The sequence below is a fragment of the uncultured Polaribacter sp. genome, assembly GCF_947503875.1.
Taxonomy (GTDB): Bacteria; Bacteroidota; Bacteroidia; order Flavobacteriales; family Flavobacteriaceae; genus Polaribacter.
Genome location: NZ_CANNFH010000003.1, coordinates 425791 through 447847 on the forward strand (window position 1 = coordinate 425791; position 22057 = coordinate 447847).

Here is a 22057-nt window from a genome sequence, read left to right on the forward strand (position 1 = left end):
TTATTGGCGTTATTTTTAACGCCTTTACTCCTTTTGGCTTTACATGCTTTTGAAGGTCATGAACATGGTGTTTGTTCGTCTAAAATAGAAACTCACTTACACGAAAAAGATTTAGATTGTAGCTTACACCTATTAAAACAAAGTAATACACTTTTAACTGCAATAAGCTATTCAATACGTATTAAAACGGCTGAATTTACAAATCCGTTACAAGAATATACTTTTTTAAAAAATCACTACCCACTTACCTTTTCTCTTAGAGGACCACCTGCTGTTGTATAAATAATTAGATATTTATTCAATTCACGAAAGCAAAAAATGATAAAAAGATTTTTAGCGCTCTTACTCGTGTTTTTTAGTTTCGCAACTTTAAAAGCACAAGAATGCAAACTTACTTTTAAAGGTAAAATTACAGATTTTCACGACAATTCATCACTTTTTGGTGCATCTGTTCATATTAAAAATTTAAACAGATACGCAGCTACTGATGCAAATGGTCTATTTGAATTTAAAAATCTGTGTGTTGGTAAATTAACTATAGAAATTAAGCATATTGCTTGTGATACTAAGCTAGTTACCATAAATCTTACACAAAGTACTACTAAAGAGTTCTTTTTAGAACATCATTTAAATGAGTTAAATGAAGTTGTTGTAAAATCAACATCTAAAACCGAAATTACTAGTATAGAGCAAAGTCTTAAAAAGAAATCCATAGAAAACTTTACGGACAAATCTTTAGGAGATGCGCTTAATACTTTGAGTGGAATATCATCCTTAAATACCGGAAATAGTATTGTAAAACCAATGATACACGGCTTGCACAGTAGTAGATTGTTAATTATTAATAATAATGTAAGAATGTTTGACCAAGAATGGGGAGATGAACATGCGCCTAATATAGACATTAATGCAAGTGAACAAATTGCAGTTGTTAAGGGCGCAAATACATTAAAATATGGATCTGACGCTATTGGTGGTTTAATAATTATTAAACCTAAAAAATATGTGGTAAAAGATTCCTTATTTGGTAGTACAATAACCTCTTTTAATTCTAATGGTTTGGGTGGCAATGTAAATTCTGAAATTGTAAAAACCTACAAATCTGGTTTTTACACAAAATTACAAGCCAATTACAAACAATTTGGAGACTTTAGAGCACCAGATTATTACCTTACAAATAGCGGTTTAAAAAGCATAAACACATCTCTAAGAATTGGTTACAACACCTACGAAAAAGGATTTAATGCTTTTTATAGTTTTGTAAATAATGAATTTGCAATTTTACAATCATCCCATATTGGTAATGTAAACGATTTGGTAAACGCTATTAATAGTCAACAACCTAGAGTTACAGACCCTTTCTCTTACGATATTACTTTTCCAAAGCAGCAAATTACCCATCATTTAGCAAAAATAGAAGGCTATAAAAGAATTAAAAATTTGGGTAAATTAACTGTGCAATACGATTTGCAATTAAACCGAAGAAAAGAATTCGATTTAAGAAGAGGAAACCGAAGTGAAACACCTGTAATAGATTTAAGATTATTTACAAATACGTTGCAAACTAATTTAGAAGTAGCGCATTTAAATAATTTAAAATTAGATTTTGGGGCATTAGTGCGCTATCAGCAAAATGATGCTGTTGCAGGAACAGGAACCAATCCTTTAATTCCGGATTTTGATAGATATGAGGCTGGTTTATTTACAATTAGCAATTATACCCTAAATGAAAACACAGAATTAAGCGCAGGAATTAGATATGATTTTTCTAAAATTGATGCCAGAAAACGTTACAATATAACCGATTGGAACGAGACATTTAATTATGACGAATTGTTTCCTGAGTTTGAAACTGGTGTTGAAAATGGTACTAGAATTTCTACAAATCCCAAGTTTACATTTCATAATTGGTCTGCAAGTTTGGGCTTAATAAAGCGTTTTGATAATAATATTAACTTTTTAGCCAACTATGGTTTAGCTTCAAGAATGCCAAATCCATCAGAATTATTTAGTGATGGTTTACACCATTCTGCGGCTAGAATAGAAACGGGTTTACTAACAATTAATAAAGAAGTTGCTAATAAATTTGCGGTTTCTTTAGAGAAAGTAGGTTCAGATTTTGGTTTTTCAGTTAGTCCGTATTTCAAACATATCAATGGATTTATTCAATTAATTCCTGTAGGAATTACAACAACTATTCGTGGTGCATTTCCGGTTTGGGAATACAACCAAATTAATGCACAAATTTTTGGAATAGATATAGATGTTAACAAACAAATACATAAAAATTTCGCTTACAACGGAAGTTTAAGTTTGTTGCAAGGAGACAATTTAACAGAAGACATTCCTTTAATACATATGCCTTTTACAAATTTTACAAATAGTATTACCTATACAAATCCAAAATTAAATCAGTTAACTATTCAATTAAACCAAAAAACGGTTTTTCAGCAAAATAGATTTCCAGATTATAATTTTAACACATTTAACGCGATAACACAAAGCCAAGTCTTTGTAGATATTAGCAGTACACCTCCTACCTATTCATTGTTCAATTTACAAACGTCTGCTACTTTTAAAACATCAAAAAGAAATAATTTAAAAGTAGAATTTAATATAGACAATATTTTTAATGTTGCTTATAGAGAAAACTTAAACAGACTACGTTACTTTGCAGATGAATTGGGAAGGAATTTTAATTTAAAAATAAAATATAATTACTAAACCAATACAAATGAAAACAAGTAATATAAACACAAACAAAATGAAAACTTTAAGATTAATCGCACTATTTTTTGTAGCAACTTTAGCATTTTCAAGCTGTGCAGACAGCGATGATCATGATGATGACCACGATCACGAAGAAGAATTAATTACCACAGTTACCTATACACTTACAAATGGAAGTGATGTAGTAACCTTAAAGTTTCAAGATTTAGATGGCGAAGGAGGTCAAGAAGGTATTACAACAATTTCTGGACCTTTAACAGCTAATACAATGTACACTGGGTCAATTAAATTATTAAATGAAACAGAATCTCCTGCGGAAGATATTACAGAAGAAATTGAAGAAGAAGATGATGAGCATGAGTTTTTCTTTGCTTCTTCTATAACTGGTTTATCAATTGAAAAAACTGATGAAGATGAAGATGGCAATCCTGTTGGACTTGAAACATCTTTAACTACAGGTACTGCAGGTTCTGGTAGTATTACCGTTATTCTTAAGCACGAGCCAAGTAAACCAAATGACGGAACTTCTGCTAGTGCAGGTGGAAGCACAGATGTAGAGGTAACATTTAATAATGTAACTGTACAATAATAAAAGAATGCCTGTTAACTGTAAGTATATGCTTTTTTTAGCATAATAAAATAGCGAAGACTATAATTTATATGTCTCAGGCATTTTTTAATAAAAAATAAATAGATCTCTTAAAGATAAAAAAAGATGAAAAAACAATTATCAAAATATCTAATTTTATTTGCATCCATTTCTTTGCTACTTTCTTGCAACGACACTCAAGATGAACTTGAAATTGAAGAAGGAATTACCGAGCATAAATATTTAAGAATTTTAATTTCAGACGAACTTACTACAGAATTATCTCTAGTAAATCCTTTTTTAGACGAAGTTGAAACTTTTAATGCAAAATTTGCCAAATCTGCACTATACACAACAGAATCAGGCAGATTTGCCGCATTAATACACAGAGACAATAACTTTACAGAAACATTTGATAGTGGCTACGAGTTTCATGGAGACCATGTAGATGTTAGGGGAACTCCTAAATTTGGAGCACTCGTTGGAAATTCCTTAGCACCCACTCATTTTAAAAGTAAAAAAGGAGAGTTAATGACTTTTAATGACGGTGATGGTACCTTGTCTATTGGAAAAGAATCTGATATTCATACACCTGGAGCAGAATTAAAAACAATAGACGCTGGTATTCTAAAACACCATGGTGCTATGGCTACGTTTAATAATGGAAATTACGCCATTACAGAAAAAGACAATACTATACCTGGTGCACTTCCTGAAAGAGTTAAAATTATTGATGCAAATGGAAATACTATGCATGCTTCAACAATTGCTACAACTGGTATTCATGGTAACGCCACAGATGGCACATTTGCAGTTTTTGGATCTAAAGAAGGTATTTTAGTTGTAGAAAGTAATGGAAACCAAAAACTGATTTCTTTGCCACTTGGTTTTGATACTGCTTGGTTTGGTACCATTAGAGAAACTGCTGTAAATGGTAAGTTTATTGGATATACAAGGTTAAAAGGTGCGTTTTTAATTGATGTTGAAGAAGAGAAAGTAACTCCAATTTACGAAAGCACAGATATTATGCACTGTGTAACTAGTTTTAACAACAATAAATTGGGTGTTTTATTAAATTCTGGAACGCTTAAAGTAATAGACTTATTTAGTTTATCAGTTGTAAAAGAAGTACAAGCAATCGATTCAGATTTTGAACCGACACAAAAACCTCAGATTATTTTGTCTGAAAGATTTGCTTACATAACTTCTCCAAAAACAGGAGAACTTGTTCAAGTAAACCTACAAGCAACAGGAATTAAAAAAATTAAAGTTACTCAAACTCCTTATAGATTAACATTTATTGGTCATGAAAATAGTATTGATCATTAATAGTTTTTAATTGGATAAAAATGAAAATAATGTTTTTGTTACTTTACATAAATAATTAATTTCATATCATCTAAGTTAGAGTTTACCTATTTTTAAAAAAGTATTAAAGTGCTGAGCAATCGGCACTTTTTTTATTTGCTAAATTTACTTTTTTTAATTCTTTGCTTTTTCTATTTTTACGTTTTTTCTGTGCTATTTTTCTTCTTTCTACAAAACGATAAAAATGCTCATAATTCAAAAGTATTTTTATGTCTAAATTACCAAAAGAACATCAATTTATAGATTTATCAGATTATGGCAGACCAATTGCAAGAGTAATAGCAAACACCTTAAAAAATACTAGATTTACGCCAGTAGATGTTACTATTGCCTTTGTAATTTCTGGCTTAATTGGTATTTATTGCATTACCCAAGAACAGTATTGGTTAGCTGCTTTTTTCTTAATTTTTAAATCGATTTTAGACGCTGCAGATGGCGAATTGGCAAGAATTAAAGAAACACCTTCTTATACAGGACGATTTTTAGATTCCGTTTCTGATATTATTCTAAACCTTATTATTTTTATTACGCTTTGGCAATTAACAGATATTAGCGTTTACAGGGCGTTGTTGGCCTTTTTTGGCATACAATTACAAGGTACTTTGTACAATTACTATTACGTAATTCTAAGAAATAGATTTGCAGGAGATACTACTAGTAGAATTTTTGAAGACTCTACTCCTATTGCTTTACCTGGGGAAAAACAAAAAAATGTAAATATCTTGTACTTTATTTACAAAGCACTTTATGGTATTTTTGATGAAATTATTTATGCATTAGACAGAAATGCTGCTGCTGGTAAACCTTTTCCTAATTGGTTAATGAGTTTGGTTTCTACCTTTGGTTTAGGATTTCAATTACTAATTATAAGTGTGCTATTAGTTTTGGGCTTAAAAGCATTTATAATTCCTTTTTTTATTGGGTATTCTGCAATGATATTTGTTTTTATTCTAATAAGAAAAGTGTTTTATTAACTAACATTCTTTGTTTTCTTTATAAAACTAAGCACTACAAAAGCCGCTAAAAAGAAAACAGCTAAAGACAATACACTAGACTGAATGGTAAAAATAGAATTTAACAAACCAAAAGTTACCATACCAATTACTAAAGCTATTTTTTCGGTTACATCAAAAAAGCTAAAATAAGAAGCTGTATCTTCTGTTTTGGGTAATAATTTAGAATAGGTAGATCTTGCCAAAGATTGTATTGCGCCCATAACCAAACCTATTAATCCGCCTAAAACATAAAAATACAAATCTATATTTGGCGTTTCTTTAGTTAAATTAAAACCAATTACGCAAACCAAACCCCAAATAGCAATGGTTATTTTAAGAGTTTTAATATTACCTATTTTATTAGATAATCTAGAAAACAAAAATGCACCTAAAATTCCCACAAACTGAACCAATAAAATTGTACCAATTAAATTTAATGTTGGTAAACCTAAAATAGTACCAAAAATACCAGCCATTAAAATAATAGTTTGTACACCAATACTTAATAAAAAGAACGAAATTAAAAATATTTTTAAAGAATGATAACCAAACAACTCTTTAGCCACTTTTTTAAATTCTAAAATACCTTTTTTAAAGTAATTGTCTTTGGGTAAATCACTTTTTAAATCTGCAGGTAACTTGGCATAGGTAATTTGTGCAAAGCCCAACCACCACAAGCCAACTAAAACAAAAGAAAGTTGAGACCCAAACTGTTTGTCATAAAAACCAAAAACCTCTGTTTCTATTAAAACCAAACAAAGAATTAATAGTAAAATAGAACCACTATACCCCAACATAAAACCTTTGGCACTGGCATTATCTTGTTGCTCTGGATGTGCAACTTCTGGTAAATAGGCGTTGTAAAATACAATACTACCCCAAAAACCAATACTTGCCAAAATACTAAAAACAATAGCTACCCAAAGGGTTTCTTTACCTGTAAAGAAAAACAAGCACATTACAGAAATAGAGCCTAGCAAACAAAAGCGCTTTAAAAACTTTTTTTTGCTTCCTGCGTAATCTGCAATACCAGAAAACATTGGCGATAAAAATGCAACTACTAAAAATGAAAAAGCCAAAGCATAATTGTATAAAGAAGTTGGTTTCCAAAGCATTCCTAAAAAAGCAATTTTACCGTCTGCATTTGCAAAATTTTCTGAAGCTGTTAAACCTGCATAATAAATAGGAAAAACAGCAGTACTAATTACTAAAGAATATACAGAATTAGCCCAATCATAAAATGCCCAAGCATTAATTAACTTTTTATCTCCTTTTTTTAACATGTGCTATTTGGTATAAATTAAAAAAACCGTTCAAATTCATTTGAACGGTTACAATATAGTAAAACTTTTGATGCAAGCTTTAATTTACTCTTACTTGTGCATTATACTTTGCAGCGTACTTTCTTGCTGTTGGCAAATATGTCTTTAAATCGTTAATTCTAGATTCATTTGTTGGGTGTGTACTTAAAATTGCAGGTTGAGAACTTCTACCTGATCTTTGGCTCATTCTTACCCAAACCTCTGCAGCTTCCGTACCTTCATAACCAGCCATTATCATAAAAACCAAACCTAATCTGTCTGCTTCCTGCTCATGTACTCTACTAAACTTTAAACCCCCCAAACCAGAAGCTACGCCAAAAGCGGTATTCCAAATTTGTTGGGATTCTGCACTTTTTCCTGAAGTACCTAAATTAACTAGTAAACCACCTATTTGTGAACCTTGTGCAATAGACATTCTTTCTTGGCCATGCTTTGCAAAAGCATGTGCAACCTCATGTCCCATTACAGCAGCAACACCATCTTCATTAGCACAAATTGGCATTATACCTGTGTAAAAAACAACTTTACCTCCTGGCATACACCACGCATTTACAGTTTCATCATCTACCAAATTAAACTCCCATTTATAAGAATTTGCTTCTGCTGTCATGTTATTTGCACGCATAAAACGATCTACAGCCGCAGAAATATTTTTACCAACTTCTTTAATTTGATTGGTCATTTCTCTATTTGTAGATAGTTTATTTTCTGCTAAAAAACCTTGATATTGTGCAAAACTTGCTGGTAAAACTTGGGCATCACTTACAAAATTCATACGTTTTCTGCCTGTAATTGGCACTGTACTACATTCTGCAAATAAAAATATTGTTAATAAAAGTAATGTGAATTTTTTCATGATTGCTCTGATTTTAATGGACTTCAATATTAAATAAAAAATAGTTTTATTTTTTAAAAAGTCTATATTTTTAAACTTAATTAAATAAAAATAAACATTTTATTTAAGTTTTATAATAAAATTGCGACTACTTATTTAGAAACACTTTATTTTTGTAAGCCACTTTAAATCTTTAAAAAATGAAAAATATACTCACTTTATTTTGCTTTATCATACTTTTTAGTTGCAATAGTAAAGCACAAAACACATCAAAAGAAAGCAAAACCTATAAAGTTGCAAAAACCGATGCAACATGGAAAAACGAACTAACACCAATACAATATTATATTTTAAGGGAAGCTGGCACAGAAAGACCTTTTACAAGTCCTTTAAACAAAAATTATAAAGCAGGAATATACGTTTGTGCCGCTTGTAAAACAGAATTGTATAAATCTGACCATAAATTTGATTCTGGTACAGGTTGGCCTTCTTTTGATAGGGCTATTAAAGGTAATGTAGAATTAGATGTAGATTATAAAATTGGTTATGCAAGAACAGAATTAAAATGCAACACTTGTGGTGGGCATTTAGGCCATTCATTTAATGACGGACCAGAAACTACAGGAAAACGCCATTGTATAAATGGGGCTGCATTAGAATTTATACCCAAAAAAAAATAAACATATAGCATTTAAATTTAGAATCCACATTTTTATTAAATGTGGATTTTTTTTGTTCAAGAAGAAAAAAATTAAATTTACAAATCACAAATAGTTAAGATTTTAGCATAGTGTAGTATTTTTAATTACTTTTATATCATGAATTTCTTAGCTCACCTATATCTATCAAACAATAATACCAATATTATGGTTGGCAATTTTATTGCAGACCATATAAAAGGAAATAATTACAAGGGTTTTTTAGAGGAAGTTCAAAAAGGTATTTTTTTACATAGAGCCATAGATACCTTTACTGATGCACATAAAATTGTGCGTAAAAGTAAAAGAAGACTACATGAACGTTATGGGCATTATGATGGTGTAATTATAGATGTCTTTTACGATTATTTTTTGGCTAAAAATTGGTCTGCATATTCTGCAATTCCTTTAGATATTTACACGCAATCAATTTATGCGTTATTTACCCAAAAAGCTGCTGAATTACCCGAGAAATCTCAGAAATTTATAGCATATATGGTGGAATATAACCTTTTATTCAACTATAAAAATAAAGAAGGTATTGCCAAAGTTTTAAATGGTATAAATGCCAGAACTAAAGGCATTTCTCAAATGAATTTAGCTATAGAAGATTTAAACATTTTAGAAACGGAATTAGAAAAAGATTTTACTATTTTCTTTAAAGATTTAATTGATTTTAGTAAAATAGCAATTGATAAATAATAAAAAGATTTAATCAAAATCATATAAATTTAAAACTATGCAAGTACAACCATTTCATTTGTCTATTCCTGTTAAAAATTTAGAAATTTCAAGACAATTTTACAGAGATATTTTAAAGTGTGAAGAAGGGCGCTCTACAGAAGACTGGGTAGATTTTAACTTTTTCGGTCATCAATTGGTTTTGCATGAGAAAAAAGAGTACGAACCACAAAGAATTTCTAATGCTGTAGATGGTCAAAATGTACCTGTACCTCATTTTGGAGTAGTACTAACTTGGGAAGATTTTGAAACTTTTGCAAATCAGTTAAAAGCTCTAAATACCAAATTTGAAATTGCACCTTACATTAGATTTGAAGGCAAAGTAGGCGAACAAGCCACTATGTTTTTTAAAGACCCAGAAGGTAATGCACTAGAATTTAAAGCCTTTAGAGATATTGGGCAGTTGTTTGCAAAATAATGCAAATTTTAGAAACCCATACTGCAATAAAACAAGAAAATCCTATTCGTTTTCAAGAATACGGTGTTGCCATTTTTAAAACAATTACTACAAAATCGGCCCTTAAAAAAGCCATTAAAAAAGGGCTTATTTTTATTGATGATACCATTGCAACAACTTCTAAATACATAAAAGGTGGTGAAAAAATAGTATTAATTGAAACAGAAAAGCCTGCAAGTTTTAAAAGGCCAAAATTAAAATTAGAAGTCTTATTTGAAGATGATTTTTTAGCAATTGTATACAAACCTGCAGGAATATTAGTTAGTGGAAATAAGTTTTTAACTATTGCCAATGCATTGCAACAAAATTTAAAAAAAAGCAATCAATTAGACGCTGTTACACCACATCCTGTGCATCGTTTAGATTATGCTACTTCTGGTGCTTTATTAATTGGTAAAACAAGTAAGGCAATACAACAACTAGGAGAAATTTTTAAAAAGAAAGAAATTACAAAAACGTATTTTGCAATAACAACTGGCAAACTTTGTATTGGAGGTGCAATTAATCTTAGTCTTTATGGTAAAAAAGCATCTACAGAGTTTAGCGTTTTAAGCAGCTTAACTTCTAAACGCTTTACCAACTTAAATTTAGTGAAACTATTACCAAAAACGGGCAGAAAACATCAACTTAGAAAACACATGGCAAGTATTGGGCATCAAATATTAGGTGATAAAATTTATGGTGATTCTAATTTAATTTTAAACGGAAAAGGCTTGTACTTGCATGCATTTTCTTTAGATTTCAAGCATCCTTTTACAGGTAAGCACATATCCGTTTCAAAAATGGTTCCTAAAAAATTTATAAAAATATTTCCAGAATTTCTAGCATTATCAAATTCAAAATAAAAATATTCTTTTAAAAAGAATTATTTTAGCAACTCAACTGTTTTAAAACCCAGAAATGAAAAAATTTTTCAAAATTCTAGCTTACCTTATTTTACTATTATTTGTAGGTGCAATTCTATTTTATTTTGCTAAAAACGAATCACTTCCCGAAGGAAAACAAGGAAAAAGTGCAGATGCTTTGGCTATTAAAATGTTAAATGCGTTAAATGGAGAGGCTTACGAAAATACAGAAATTTTAGAATGGAGTTTTAGAAATGCGCATGATTACAAATGGTATAAAAAACAAAATGTTGTAGAAGTAAAATGGGATGAAAACAGAGTAGTTTTACACACAAAAGAACCTCATAAAACAGAAGTTTTTGTAAATGGCAAAAGCGTAAAAAATGCCAATTTAATTAAAACAGCAACTGCTTATTTTAATAATGATTCTTTCTGGCTAGTGGCTCCATATAAAATATTTGACAAAGGCACAGAAAGACGACTTGTGAATTATAATGGTAAAGAAACGCTCTTAATTACCTATACTTCTGGTGGAGATACGCCTGGAGATTCTTATTTATGGATTTTAGATGAAAATTATTTACCTGCTTCTTATAAAATGTGGACTAAAATTATTCCCATTGGTGGAATTTCTGCAACTTGGGACAATTTAAAAACAACGGAATCTGGCATAAAGTTGCCCACAAAACATAAATTCTCTTTATTTGGTTTAGAAATAAATATGGGCGCAGTAAAAGCTTACAATAAAAAAGCAAATAACTTAGCTGATAAAATTTTAAAAAGAATAAACCATGAAGCTTACAAAAATACACGCTTTATTGAGTGGAGTTTTGGTGGCAGACGCTCTTTTAAATGGGATAAAGAAAAGCATGTAGTAGATGTTTCTTGGGATACCATTCGCGTTAATTTATTTCCTAGAAATAAAGAAAAAAGTACCGTTTATTTTAATGGTAAAAAACAAGAAAAACAAAACCCTAAAATTGTTAAAAGAGCTTGGAATATATTTAACAACGACTCTTTTTGGTTAGTTGCACCTCATAAATTATATGATGATGGTGCCATTAGAAGCATAGCAGAAAAAGATGGTAAAAATGCGCTTTTAGTAAAATACACTTCTGGAGGCACAACACCTGGCGATTCTTATTTATGGATTTTAGATGAAACGTTTTTACCTATTTCCTATGAAATGACAGTGCCTAGTATGAAAATGAACAGTGTTTCTGCAACTTGGCAAGATTGGATTACCACAGAAAGTGGTACATTATTACCCAAAAACCATAGCTTTGGAAATGGTAGAAATCTAAGCATGGGAGCAGTTAAAGCCTACAATTAATGACAGCAAAAACTATAGCAAACGGTATTTTAAGAGCAATAGCTATTCTAGTAGGTATATTCCTTTTAGGCTATTTTTTATATGCCGTTCAATCTGTAATAATTTACCTTATTATTGCTGCAATACTATCGTTAATTGCAAGACCTTTTATTTTGTTTTTAAGAAACAAATTAAAATTTCCAAACACAATAGCTGTTGTGGTTTGTATGGTATTAATGTTAGGTTTTTTAGCAGGTGTAATTGGTCTTTTTATCCCTTTAGTTATAGAACAAGGAGAGAGTTTATCTCTTTTGCAAGAGGAAGGTTTACAAGCTAATATTCAGAATATATTCAATCAAATTACCGCCTATTTTTCTAGCAAAGGTATAGATGTTTTAGGTGAATTAAAAAATATTGATTTTAGCTCACAATTTAAGGAAATACCTAATTTATTAAATTCAGTTTTAGGCGCTGTTGGTACATTAAGTATTGGTTTATTTTCTGTTTTATTTATCTCTTTTTTCTTTATGAAAGATAGCCAATTATTAAAAAAAGGAGTATTAACTATAATACCTAATGGCACAGAAACACGGTTTTCTAAATCTTTAGAAGTTATTAACGATTTATTATCAAGATATTTTATAGGCCTTATTTTACAAATTACAATACTGTTTATTTTTTACACAATTATATTATTCATTTTTGGCATAAATAACGCCATTGTAATTGCATTTTTATGCGCATTACTCAACTTAATACCTTATGTAGGTCCATTAATTGGCGCTGCAATTATGTTTACGTTATCTATGACAAGTAATATTGGTCAAGATTTTCAAACAGAAATTTTACCTACCACAATTTATGTGATGATTGGTTACTTTATTGCACAATTGGTTGATAATTTTGCGAGCCAGCCCATTATATTTTCTAAAACAACAAAATCTCATCCTTTAGAAATATTTTTAGTAATTATTATTGGTGGTTTACTTTTTGGCATTACAGGTATGATAACTGCTGTGCCTTTATACACTGCACTTAAAGTAATTTTAAAAGAATTTTTATCAGAAAATAAAATTGTAAAATCACTAACAAAAAATCTTTAATTTTTATTGAATTTAGAAATACTAAATATAGATGTACAAGAATTTATTACCAACCATTTAAAAACAGAGGTTACCAAACTGATTTTAAAAGGCACTCCTTTTAAAGAAATACCAATACAAGAATTGGCAAACCAAGTTGTTGCCAAACAAAAATCTGAAAAGAAATTGCCTACTTGGTTTGCTAGTGAGAATATCTATTATCCGCCAAAAATAAGTATAGAACAAACCTCTTCCGAAATTGCGGCAGCTTACAAAGCAAGTCTGTTTTCTGGTGATAAAATAATTGATACTACAGGTGGTTTTGGAGTAGATTGCTATTATTTTGCTAAACAATTTAAAACAGTAGTGCACTGTGAAATCAATAAAGAATTATCAGAAATTGTTACGCACAACTACAAGCAATTGCAAGTAAAAAACATAAAAACTTTTGCAGGTAATGGTGCAAATTACCTAAAAGAAACCAAAGATTTTTTCGATTGTATTTATATAGATCCTTCCAGAAGAGATGATGTAAAAGGAAAAGTATTTTTATTAAAAGATTGCCAACCTTATATTACACCAAAAATTGATTTTTTGTTTACCAAAACCAATCATATTTTAGTAAAAACATCGCCAATTTTAGATATTACACAAACTATTGGAGAACTTAAAAATGTAAAAGAAATTCACGTTGTTGCTATTAAAAATGAAGTAAAAGAATTATTGTTTCTTCTAGAAAAGGATTTTAAAAGTACGATTCAAATAAAAACCATCAACATAAAAAAAGAAACAAAAGAGCAGTTTTTCTTTAACTACAAAACAGAAAGCTACTCTAAATATGAAATGCCACTCTCCTATTTATATGAGCCAAATGCAGCCATCTTAAAATCTGGCGGTTTTCATCACATTACCAATCAATTTAATGTTTTTAAACTGCAAGAACATGCGCATTTGTATACTTCTGAGCAGATAGAAGAATTTCCTGGCAGAAAATTTAAAATTATACACGCTTTACCTTACGATAAAAAGCAAATTAAAAAATTATTACCAGAAAATAAGGCAAATATTACCACAAGAAACTTTCCTAAAACAGTAGCGCAAATTAGAAAAGAAACTAAAATTAAAGATGGTGGAAACATTTTTATGTTTTTTACAACCAACAAAAAAAAGAAATTAATTGTACTAATTTGCACCAAATTAAATTAGACATTTTTACAAATATGAAATACATTAAAAGCTGAAATACTTTTTTATAAAAAAGCTTATAACAAGCAATAGCGCTTAATGTTTTTATTAATAATCCTAAAAAACCTTATTAGGTGGCACCAAACAAATTCTTTGTTCTATATATACTATTTCTTTTTTCATTAAATTTGTAGAAAGTCGCTTCAATTATGCAAATCCTTTCTTATCAAGGTTTAAAACTAGACAGTACACTTCAACAAAAAATAGAAGATTCTTTGGTGGTTGAAGCTCCAATTCAAATAAATATAAATAACAAACCCTATACAGTAGTTATGCGAACTCCTGGTAATGATATTGACTTGGTTAGAGGTTTATTATTTGCAGAAGATATTTTTAAAAGTAACAGGTATTTTAATTTCGATATTACCAAGAAAGAAAACAACATCCCCACAATAGTAAATATTACCATTGCCAAAGAAGATTTAGGAAAAGGCTACTTAAACAAGCGTACTTTGCTCTCTGTATCTTCTTGCGGAATTTGTGGCAAAACCGCTTTAACAGATTTAGAAGTAAGCGGAGTAAAATTGAGTTCTGAAAGAATAGTAATGGCTAAAAATATTTTTAAAATGTTTGAATTGATGGAAATACATCAAAAAACGTTTCAAAAAACAGGTGGCAGTCATGCTGCTGCAATTTTTAATGCACAACATACACTTTTAAGCATAAATGAAGATATTGGCAGACACAATGCTGTAGACAAATCTATTGGTGCCTTGCTTTTAAAAAAACAATTAAAAGATGCAACATACCTTTTGGTGAGTGGCAGAGTTTCTTATGAGATTGTTACCAAAGCTTTTATTGCAAAAATTCCTATTATTATTGCTGTTTCTGCCTGTTCTTCTTTAGCCGTAGATTTTGCAAAGGAATTTGGAATTTGCTTAATTGGTTTTAGTAGAGCAAATAAAATGACGGTTTACACAAACCCATCGTACTTAAAATAAATTGATGAATAAAGATACAAATGCACAAAATCCAGAGGATTTAACAGGTATTAAACTAACCAATGTTCCTAAAAGTGCTGTGGGCGCAAAAGCCATACAATCTGCATTAAAACATATTAAAGATGAAGTTGGAGTTGTAAAAGGTATTCAATTATTAAAAAATGTAAACCAACATTATGGTTTTGATTGCCCTGGCTGTGCATGGCCAGATCCTGATGCAAAACGCGCTTTTTTAGCAGAATATTGCGAAAACGGTGCAAAAGCCATTGCAGAAGAAGCTACTAAAAATAAGGTATCTCCACTTTTTTTTGCAACACATTCCGTGCAAGAATTAGCCAAATTATCTGATTATGAAATTGGTAAAAATGGGCGAATTACAAACCCTATGTATTTGCCTGAAGGAAAAGATAATTACGAAGAAATTTCTTGGGAAAATGCTTTTCAGTTAATTGCAAAAGAATTAAACGGATTATCATCTCCAGATGAAGCTATTTTTTATACTTCTGGCAGAACCAGTAACGAAGCCGCATTTTTGTACCAACTTTTTGTTAGGCAATTTGGTACAAATAATTTACCAGATTGCTCTAATATGTGTCACGAATCTAGTGGTGTAGCCTTAACTGAAACTTTAGGTATTGGTAAAGGTTCTGTTACCTTAGACGATTTTAATCATGCAGATTTGGTAATTGTTATGGGACAAAATCCAGGCACAAATCACCCAAGAATGCTAACTGCTTTAAGCGAAACCAAGAAAAAAGGTGGTAAAATAATTACAATAAACCCATTACCAGAAGTTGGTTTAATGAATTTTAAAGATCCACAAAATCCTTTAAAATGGGTTGGTTCTGGGCAAAACTTAACCGATTTATTTCTTCAAGTAAAAATTAACGGAGATGTAGCACTTTTAAAAATCATCTTAAAATTGATGAAAGAAAAAGAAATAGCAAATCCTGGTAGTGTTTTTAGTAACGATTTTATTAAAAATAAAACAGATGGTTTAGAAGAAATGCTCTTAAATTTAGATAGTTTTTCTATTGAAGAATTGCTGCCACAAACGGGTATTTCTTTAACAGAAATTAAAAAAGCTACCGATTTAATTATTAGTAATAACAATATAATTATTTGCTGGGCAATGGGTTTAACCCAACATAAAAACGCTGTAGATAATATTAGAGAGTTGGTAAACATATTACTTTTAAAAGGTAGTATTGGTAAAAAAGGTGCTGGTACTTGTCCTGTTCGTGGGCACTCTAATGTGCAAGGCGATAGAACTATGGGTATTTGGGAAAAAATGCCCGATACTTTTTTAGACAAATTAGACGAGGAATTCAATTTTAAATCTCCAAGAAAACATGGTTTAGACGTTGTAAATGCTATAGAAGCCATGCATGATAAAAAAGCAAAAGTATTTTTTGGAATGGGTGGTAATTTTGTTTCTGCAACACCAGATACAGAATTTACAGCAAAAGCTTTGCAAAACTGCGATTTAACAGTACATGTATCTACAAAATTAAATAGAAGTCATTTAATTACAGGTAAAAAAGCATTGATACTGCCTTGTTTAGGTCGCTCAGAAAAAGACATGCAAACCTCTGGAGAACAATTTATTACCGTAGAAAATTCTATGGGAATTGTACACCAATCTAAAGGACACTTAGAACCTCATTCTAAAAATCTTTTAAGTGAACCAGCAATTGTTGCAGGATTAGCAAGTGCTACTTTGAAAAACTCAAATGTAAACTGGGCCAATTTAACTGCTGATTATAACTTAATTAGAGATAAAATTGCAAATGTAGTACCCGGTTTTAATAACTTTAATAAAAAAGTAAGCGTTAAAGGTGGTTTTTATTTACCCAATAATGCAAGAAACAACAACTACACTCCTACCAAAACAGGAAAAGCTAATTTTACTTTAAACAAACCATCAGATCTAAAATTGAAAGACAATCAATTTATAATGATGACCATTAGAACTCATGACCAGTACAATACTACAATTTATGGTTTAAATGACAGATATAGAGGTATTTTAAACGAAAGAAGAGTTGTGTTTATGAATAAAAAAGACATGGAAAAACAACAGTTTAAAAACTTAGAACTCGTAAATTTAGTAAGCCACTTTAAAGAAGAAAAAAGAATAGCAAAAGGTTTTTTAATTGTTGCCTATGATATTCCAGAACAATGCACTGCCACTTATTTCCCAGAGGCCAATGTTTTGGTTCCGTTAAGAAATGTTGCGCATACTAGCAACACGCCAGCCTCTAAAACAATAATTATTACTATTGAAAAAAGTTGAATTATATTTGCTAAAATCTTTTAAAAAATCACGCCTTGAAAAAGTACTTTTTATTCATTTTAATAGTTTCCTTAAGTCTAAATTTAATTGCGCAACAAAAAGATATTCCGCCGAAAATAGCACAAAAAGGTTTTACAAAAATTGACTTTCTATCGATAAATATGCCAGAGGCAGAAATTCCTAATGAACCAAATATGGGTTTTTCTGGTATTCATTATAATATCTTTTTAAATAAAGACATTTATGCAGGTATAGGTATTTATGGCTCTGTTACCGGTAAAAGAGGTGGTTTTTTCACTTTAGGTGTTAATGCTGGTTACAAAAAATTTCTTACTAAAAAATTATATATAGATACTGGCTTCCACTTTGGTGGTGGTGGTGGTGCAGGCGCACAAGATGGTGGTGGCGCGTTTATTTTACCACATTTTAATCTAGGTTACGATTTCAAATATTTTTCTGTAAATACAGGGTATAGTTATGTAAACTTTTTTGATGATGGTTTAATTAAAGGAAACCAATTAAATTTTGGTTTAGAAATTCCATTAAACTATGAGTATGCACATTATAAAGAATCTGAAAAACGTTTTTCTTTCAAGCATTTAAAAACCTCAAATTGGAATCAGAAAAGCAAGACAAACTCGTTAATGATTCATTTAAATAATTTAGATGTAACTAGAGCTTTACCAAATAGAGAACAAATTATTGAAGGAAAAACCATACGTCTTGCAGGTTTTGAATTTGCCAACTATTTTACAGAAAACTGGTTTGCTTTTGTAAAGGTAGACGGAGCATATGATGGCATTAGAGCAGGATTTATGGATGTTTTTCTTGGTGGTGGTTATCATTATAGCTTCAATAGGAATAGAACAAATATATTAGGAAAATTTAGTCTTGGTGCAGCAGGTGGTGGTGGTGTAGATTCTGATGGTGGTTTTATGATTTCGCCAGACATATCTATTGAACAAAAGATATTTGACAATACCTTTATTGCAATTAATAAAGGGTATATTTTAACTCCAAGTCAAGTATTTAGCTCTTCTTCTTACGGAATTGGTTTAAAATATTATGCAAATAGAAATGGCACAAACTCTGATAAAAAAACCTTTAAAAGCGGAATTTTTAAAGGAGTTGATTTTATTGTAAAACATGATTGGTATTTTGATGCAAAGCGCATGGAAAACCCTACAGAAGACATGCATCAAATAGCTTTACAAATAAATTTAGACCTAAATAAATACCTTTATGTTGCAGGACAAACAGCCTTTGCTAATTTTGGTAATGCAGGTGCTTATGGAGAAGGGCTAATTGGTTTAGGGGTAAAATCTAAAGACATTATAGCCATAAACACACGTTTTTTTGGTCAGTTTTTAGCAGGTGCTGCAGGTGGTGGAAATATTAGTACTGGCGAAGGTTTTATTATAAAACCAAGTGTTGGCGCTGAATATAAAATCAATAAAAAAATAAGGCTAAGAAGTTCTGTGGGCTACGTTAAAGCCAAAGGAGGTTCTTTAAGCAACACCTTTGTCAATTTAGGGATAAATTATAATTTTTCTTTTTTAAATATGAAATAATTATACAGATAATTACAACATCTAAATTTTTAGATACTCCCTATCCATAAAATTTACAATAAGATCATAAATGTTTTCCCTTACAAACATTTTTTATTGTAATGCAATTTAAAGCACTCTACTTTATTAAAGTGTATTTTTTATACTATTATTTAATAGTTCAGAAAAACAAAAACAGCTCCCCTACAAAATTTGTTTCTGAGTGAGGACCATAATAGTTTTTTTTAAAAAATTTTATAAAAATTATTTAACATAAAAAAGTATTAATTACTTTACTGTTTTTAGGAGTTATAGTTACAAGTTGCCAACCCGTAAAAACAAAATTAGAACATTATAAGTCTAATAAATCTGTGGTAGAAAAAGAATTTCCGAATTATCACATTGCATCTTTTAGACAATTGAGCTATGTGTTTCAGGTTTCTAATCCAGAACATGTAATTAAAGTAACATTAGATAATGCAAAAATTGTAAAAAGAGATACTTTAAAAGTATTTTCTACAAATACAAAAAGATAACTACTCCCCAAAAGCTAGTTTATAAAAGGTTTATTATTTAAACGAACTAAGAAGTACCTTAATTTTTTAAAGTGCTCTTTTTTATTGTTTAGTTTTCAAAACCAACTAACTTCTCTACAATTACTTATACCTAAAAATAAAAACTAGGTATTTATACCTGTTTTAAAAAACAGGTTTTCTAAAAAAACATATTTCAAGTAGTTTTACATATTACTAACCGTATTTAAGTATACACAAAACTACTAAAATGAAAAAAAAACTACCTTTTTTGAGAAATCAAAAATTGATGTTATTAGGTTTGCTGATTTTTTTTACAACTTCTTTAATGTCTCAGATTACAATTTCACCTTGGAAAATAAACCGAGGCAGAGGAGCTATACCGTTTAACCTACCGGGTAGCAGTTTAGGAAACCCTGTTGCTTATAGTCAAGCAATTATTCCGGAATCAAGTGCAAGCGGTTGGAGTTTGGCAAATACTGCCCCTGATGGATCTATTCAATTCTCAGAAGCTTCGATATTACCAAGCTTTGGTTGTAGAAGATTTTTAGATTTTACGTATTTTGAAACGAATATTAATATTCCTTCAAATACAACACTATCAGAATTAAGGGTAACATATACAGCTGCCGATGATGGTGCAAGAGCTTACATTTTTAATTCATCTCATCCTAATGGCGCTTTTATAGGCCAAATTGAAGGAACACCAGTTACAGCCGATTACAGTGGTTTAGCAGTAGTAGGTGAAGTAAACAGATTGGTAATTGTACAATTTGATAGTTGTCCTGTAGGAAACAATTTAACAGGAGCAAGAGTTGTTGCTAATGGTTCAACAGTTGTTATTAACCCAGATACAACAGCACCTATAGTTAGAACACAAGATGCTACAATTTTCTTAGACGAAAATGGTAATGCTAATGTAAGTATTCAAGAGATTGATAACGGATCTGAAGACTGTGTTGCAAATTATAGGTATTCTGAACAATCTGCATTTACACTGAATAAATCTGGCACTAATCAAAATATAGGATTTGCTTCTGGCTTTGCTAACGTAACAAACGGTACAGATATTAGAATAGAAAAAGTTACTGGAATAGACGATGTTATTAGAGTTAATGATGTTGTATATATTGTCGATATTTCTAGAAATCGATATTTATATCTTAGAAATATAAATAATTTATCTGATGTTTTATTTGAACAACGCTTTACTAGAAATAATAATAGAGCAATTTTTACTATTGAACAAACTGGTAAATCTGGAATTGATCCAATAGATTTCACTAAAGAAATTAAAATAAAAACTGCCTTTAGTGTTAATGGTCTAGCATATAAGCTAGCTATAAGCGGTAATGATGTAAGGTTAAACAACACAGGAGATAATTTTAATTTTATCCCTAAAAATGGTTGTAATCCTGTGGGGTTATCATTAAATAAAATGATGTTTGATTGCACAAATTTAGGAACTAACTCAGTAACTTTAACTGCAACAGATAATAATGGTAATTTTGAAACTGGTACTGCAACAGTTACAGTTTTAGATAATATTGCACCAGAATTACGAGGAAAAAATATTTCAGTTACTTTAACCACAAATGGTACTGTTAGTATTTTACCAAATGATGTATTGCAAAATGGTTCAGATAATTGTGGTGTTGTTAATTATCGAATAAACAAAAGTCTATTTAATGCCTCAGATGCTAACAATAGCCCTATAACAGTACAATTAACAGCCACTGATTTGAGTGGAAATGAGACTACAGTGCCTGTTTTAGTTACTATTATAGATCCAGTTCCTGAAGTAATCACCAAGAATATTGAGGTTTTCTTGGATGAAAATGGTCAGGTAAAAATTAATCCAAATCAAATAGACAATGGTTCTAACTCAATAGTAGGTTTAGACAATTTAACATTAGATACAGACACTTTTAATTGTAACAATTTAGGTAATAATAATGTTGTTTTAACAGCAACAAGTACCTTGGGAAGCTCATCTTCAGCAACTGCAATAGTTACCGTAAAAGACGTTTTAGCACCAACAGTTTTAACTCAAAATATTACAGTTGATTTAGATGCCAATGGAACTTCAACAATTACTTCAGAAATGATTGATAATGGTTCTTTTGACAATTGTACTATACAATCTTCTGTGTTAGACATTACTTCTTTTGATTGTTCTAATGTTGGCGAAAACACAGTTACTTTAACCGTTACTGATGTTAATGGAAATGTTTCTTCAAAAACTGCAATTGTTACTGTGCAAGACGTTATTGCACCATCAGTTTTAACTCAAAATATTACAGTTGATTTAGATGCCAATGGAACGTCAACAATTACTCCAGAAATGATTGATAATGGTTCTTTTGACAATTGTACTATACAATCTTCTGTGTTAGACATTACTTCTTTTGATTGTTCTAATGTTGGCGAAAACACAGTTTCTTTAACCGTTACTGATGTTAATGGAAATGTTTCTTCAAAAACTGCAATTGTTACTGTGCAAGACGTTATTGCACCA

General features: G+C 30.2%; 18 protein-coding genes and 1 pseudogene. 17 read left to right on the forward strand and 2 right to left on the reverse strand.

Annotated features, from left to right (window positions below; translation table 11 throughout):
• Window positions 1–3 precede the first annotated feature (3 nt).
• The 5 genes from Q0684_RS06980 to Q0684_RS07000 all read left to right on the forward strand — a co-directional run bounded on the left by Q0684_RS06980 (window position 4) and on the right by Q0684_RS07000 (window position 5661).
• Window positions 4–282, forward strand: a complete 279-nt coding sequence (locus Q0684_RS06980) for a hypothetical protein (protein ID WP_299014310.1) — start codon at window positions 4–6, stop codon at window positions 280–282.
• Between the two features lie 36 nt (window positions 283–318).
• Window positions 319–2724: a TonB-dependent receptor gene (locus Q0684_RS06985; protein WP_299014313.1), complete on the forward strand. Its 2406-nt coding sequence runs from the start codon at window positions 319–321 to the stop codon at window positions 2722–2724.
• Window positions 2725–2764: 40 nt separating this feature from the next.
• A complete protein-coding gene (locus tag Q0684_RS06990) occupies window positions 2765–3319 on the forward strand; it encodes a type 1 periplasmic binding fold superfamily protein (protein WP_299014316.1) in 555 nt (184 codons plus the stop codon).
• 126 nt (window positions 3320–3445) lie between these two features.
• Window positions 3446–4648: a hypothetical protein gene (locus tag Q0684_RS06995; protein WP_299014319.1), complete on the forward strand. Its 1203-nt coding sequence runs from the start codon at window positions 3446–3448 to the stop codon at window positions 4646–4648.
• 248 nt (window positions 4649–4896) lie between these two features.
• Window positions 4897–5661 carry a CDP-alcohol phosphatidyltransferase family protein gene (locus tag Q0684_RS07000; protein WP_299014322.1) on the forward strand — a complete coding sequence of 255 codons (765 nt, stop codon included), beginning with the start codon at window positions 4897–4899 and terminating at the stop codon, window positions 5659–5661.
• Here Q0684_RS07000 and Q0684_RS07005 read toward each other — a convergent pair.
• Together Q0684_RS07005 and Q0684_RS07010 are read right to left on the reverse strand one after the other, a co-directional pair.
• Window positions 5658–6965: an MFS transporter gene (locus Q0684_RS07005; protein WP_299014325.1), complete on the reverse strand. Its 1308-nt coding sequence runs from the start codon at window positions 6963–6965 to the stop codon at window positions 5658–5660. The two genes, Q0684_RS07000 and Q0684_RS07005, sit on opposite strands and share 4 nt — an antisense overlap.
• Before the next feature lie 79 nt (window positions 6966–7044).
• Window positions 7045–7860, reverse strand: a complete 816-nt coding sequence (locus Q0684_RS07010; RefSeq protein WP_299014328.1) for a M48 family metallopeptidase — start codon at window positions 7858–7860, stop codon at window positions 7045–7047.
• A gap of 179 nt (window positions 7861–8039) precedes the next feature.
• On the opposite strand from Q0684_RS07010, the gene msrB reads away from it, so the two are divergent.
• From msrB to Q0684_RS07070, 12 genes and pseudogenes are all read left to right on the forward strand, one after another.
• Window positions 8040–8519, forward strand: a complete 480-nt coding sequence (msrB, locus tag Q0684_RS07015) for a peptide-methionine (R)-S-oxide reductase MsrB (protein ID WP_299014330.1) — start codon at window positions 8040–8042, stop codon at window positions 8517–8519.
• A gap of 138 nt (window positions 8520–8657) precedes the next feature.
• Complete coding sequence (locus tag Q0684_RS07020) at window positions 8658–9239, forward strand: acyl carrier protein phosphodiesterase (protein WP_299014332.1); 582 nt, start codon at window positions 8658–8660, stop codon at window positions 9237–9239.
• Between the two features lie 37 nt (window positions 9240–9276).
• A complete protein-coding gene (locus tag Q0684_RS07025) occupies window positions 9277–9696 on the forward strand; it encodes a VOC family protein (RefSeq protein ID WP_299014335.1) in 420 nt (139 codons plus the stop codon).
• Window positions 9696–10580 carry an RluA family pseudouridine synthase gene (locus Q0684_RS07030; protein WP_299014338.1) on the forward strand — a complete coding sequence of 295 codons (885 nt, stop codon included), beginning with the start codon at window positions 9696–9698 and terminating at the stop codon, window positions 10578–10580. The genes Q0684_RS07025 and Q0684_RS07030 overlap by 1 nt, the downstream gene beginning before the upstream one ends.
• Window positions 10581–10635: 55 nt before the next feature.
• Window positions 10636–11913 (forward strand): hypothetical protein, encoded by a 1278-nt coding sequence (locus tag Q0684_RS07035; protein WP_299014341.1) that lies wholly within the window; start codon window positions 10636–10638, stop codon window positions 11911–11913.
• Entirely contained in the window at window positions 11913–12995 is a 1083-nt protein-coding gene (locus tag Q0684_RS07040; RefSeq protein WP_299014344.1) for an AI-2E family transporter, read from the forward strand. The genes Q0684_RS07035 and Q0684_RS07040 overlap by 1 nt, the downstream gene beginning before the upstream one ends.
• A gap of 6 nt (window positions 12996–13001) precedes the next feature.
• Window positions 13002–14180: a class I SAM-dependent methyltransferase gene (locus Q0684_RS07045; protein WP_299014347.1), complete on the forward strand. Its 1179-nt coding sequence runs from the start codon at window positions 13002–13004 to the stop codon at window positions 14178–14180.
• Between the two features lie 188 nt (window positions 14181–14368).
• On the forward strand, window positions 14369–15160 hold the full coding sequence (gene fdhD / locus Q0684_RS07050; RefSeq protein WP_299014350.1) for a formate dehydrogenase accessory sulfurtransferase FdhD: 792 nt from the start codon (window positions 14369–14371) through the stop codon (window positions 15158–15160).
• A gap of 4 nt (window positions 15161–15164) precedes the next feature.
• Entirely contained in the window at window positions 15165–17456 is a 2292-nt protein-coding gene (locus Q0684_RS07055; RefSeq protein WP_299014353.1) for an FdhF/YdeP family oxidoreductase, read from the forward strand.
• 35 nt (window positions 17457–17491) lie between these two features.
• Window positions 17492–19027: a hypothetical protein gene (locus tag Q0684_RS07060; protein WP_299014355.1), complete on the forward strand. Its 1536-nt coding sequence runs from the start codon at window positions 17492–17494 to the stop codon at window positions 19025–19027.
• Between the two features lie 350 nt (window positions 19028–19377).
• Window positions 19378–19542, forward strand: coding sequence for a hypothetical protein (locus Q0684_RS07065; RefSeq protein ID WP_299014357.1), 165 nt, complete (start codon window positions 19378–19380; stop codon window positions 19540–19542).
• Between the two features lie 247 nt (window positions 19543–19789).
• Window positions 19790–22057: pseudogene (locus Q0684_RS07070) on the forward strand (hypothetical protein); the annotation flags it as partial.

Coding starts and splice junctions, on each gene's coding strand:
- Q0684_RS07010 (WP_299014328.1), bottom strand. CDS start 7,860: ATGAAAAAATTCACATTACTTTTATTAACAATATTTTTATTTGCAGAA.
- Q0684_RS07000 (WP_299014322.1), top strand. CDS start 4,897: ATGTCTAAATTACCAAAAGAACATCAATTTATAGATTTATCAGATTAT.
- Q0684_RS06995 (WP_299014319.1), top strand. CDS start 3,446: ATGAAAAAACAATTATCAAAATATCTAATTTTATTTGCATCCATTTCT.
- Q0684_RS07020 (WP_299014332.1), top strand. CDS start 8,658: ATGAATTTCTTAGCTCACCTATATCTATCAAACAATAATACCAATATT.
- msrB (WP_299014330.1), top strand. CDS start 8,040: ATGAAAAATATACTCACTTTATTTTGCTTTATCATACTTTTTAGTTGC.
- Q0684_RS07005 (WP_299014325.1), bottom strand. CDS start 6,965: ATGTTAAAAAAAGGAGATAAAAAGTTAATTAATGCTTGGGCATTTTAT.
- Q0684_RS07025 (WP_299014335.1), top strand. CDS start 9,277: ATGCAAGTACAACCATTTCATTTGTCTATTCCTGTTAAAAATTTAGAA.
- Q0684_RS07030 (WP_299014338.1), top strand. CDS start 9,696: ATGCAAATTTTAGAAACCCATACTGCAATAAAACAAGAAAATCCTATT.
- Q0684_RS07055 (WP_299014353.1), top strand. CDS start 15,165: ATGAATAAAGATACAAATGCACAAAATCCAGAGGATTTAACAGGTATT.
- Q0684_RS06990 (WP_299014316.1), top strand. CDS start 2,765: ATGAAAACTTTAAGATTAATCGCACTATTTTTTGTAGCAACTTTAGCA.
- Q0684_RS07040 (WP_299014344.1), top strand. CDS start 11,913: ATGACAGCAAAAACTATAGCAAACGGTATTTTAAGAGCAATAGCTATT.
- fdhD (WP_299014350.1), top strand. CDS start 14,369: ATGCAAATCCTTTCTTATCAAGGTTTAAAACTAGACAGTACACTTCAA.
- Q0684_RS07035 (WP_299014341.1), top strand. CDS start 10,636: ATGAAAAAATTTTTCAAAATTCTAGCTTACCTTATTTTACTATTATTT.
- Q0684_RS06985 (WP_299014313.1), top strand. CDS start 319: ATGATAAAAAGATTTTTAGCGCTCTTACTCGTGTTTTTTAGTTTCGCA.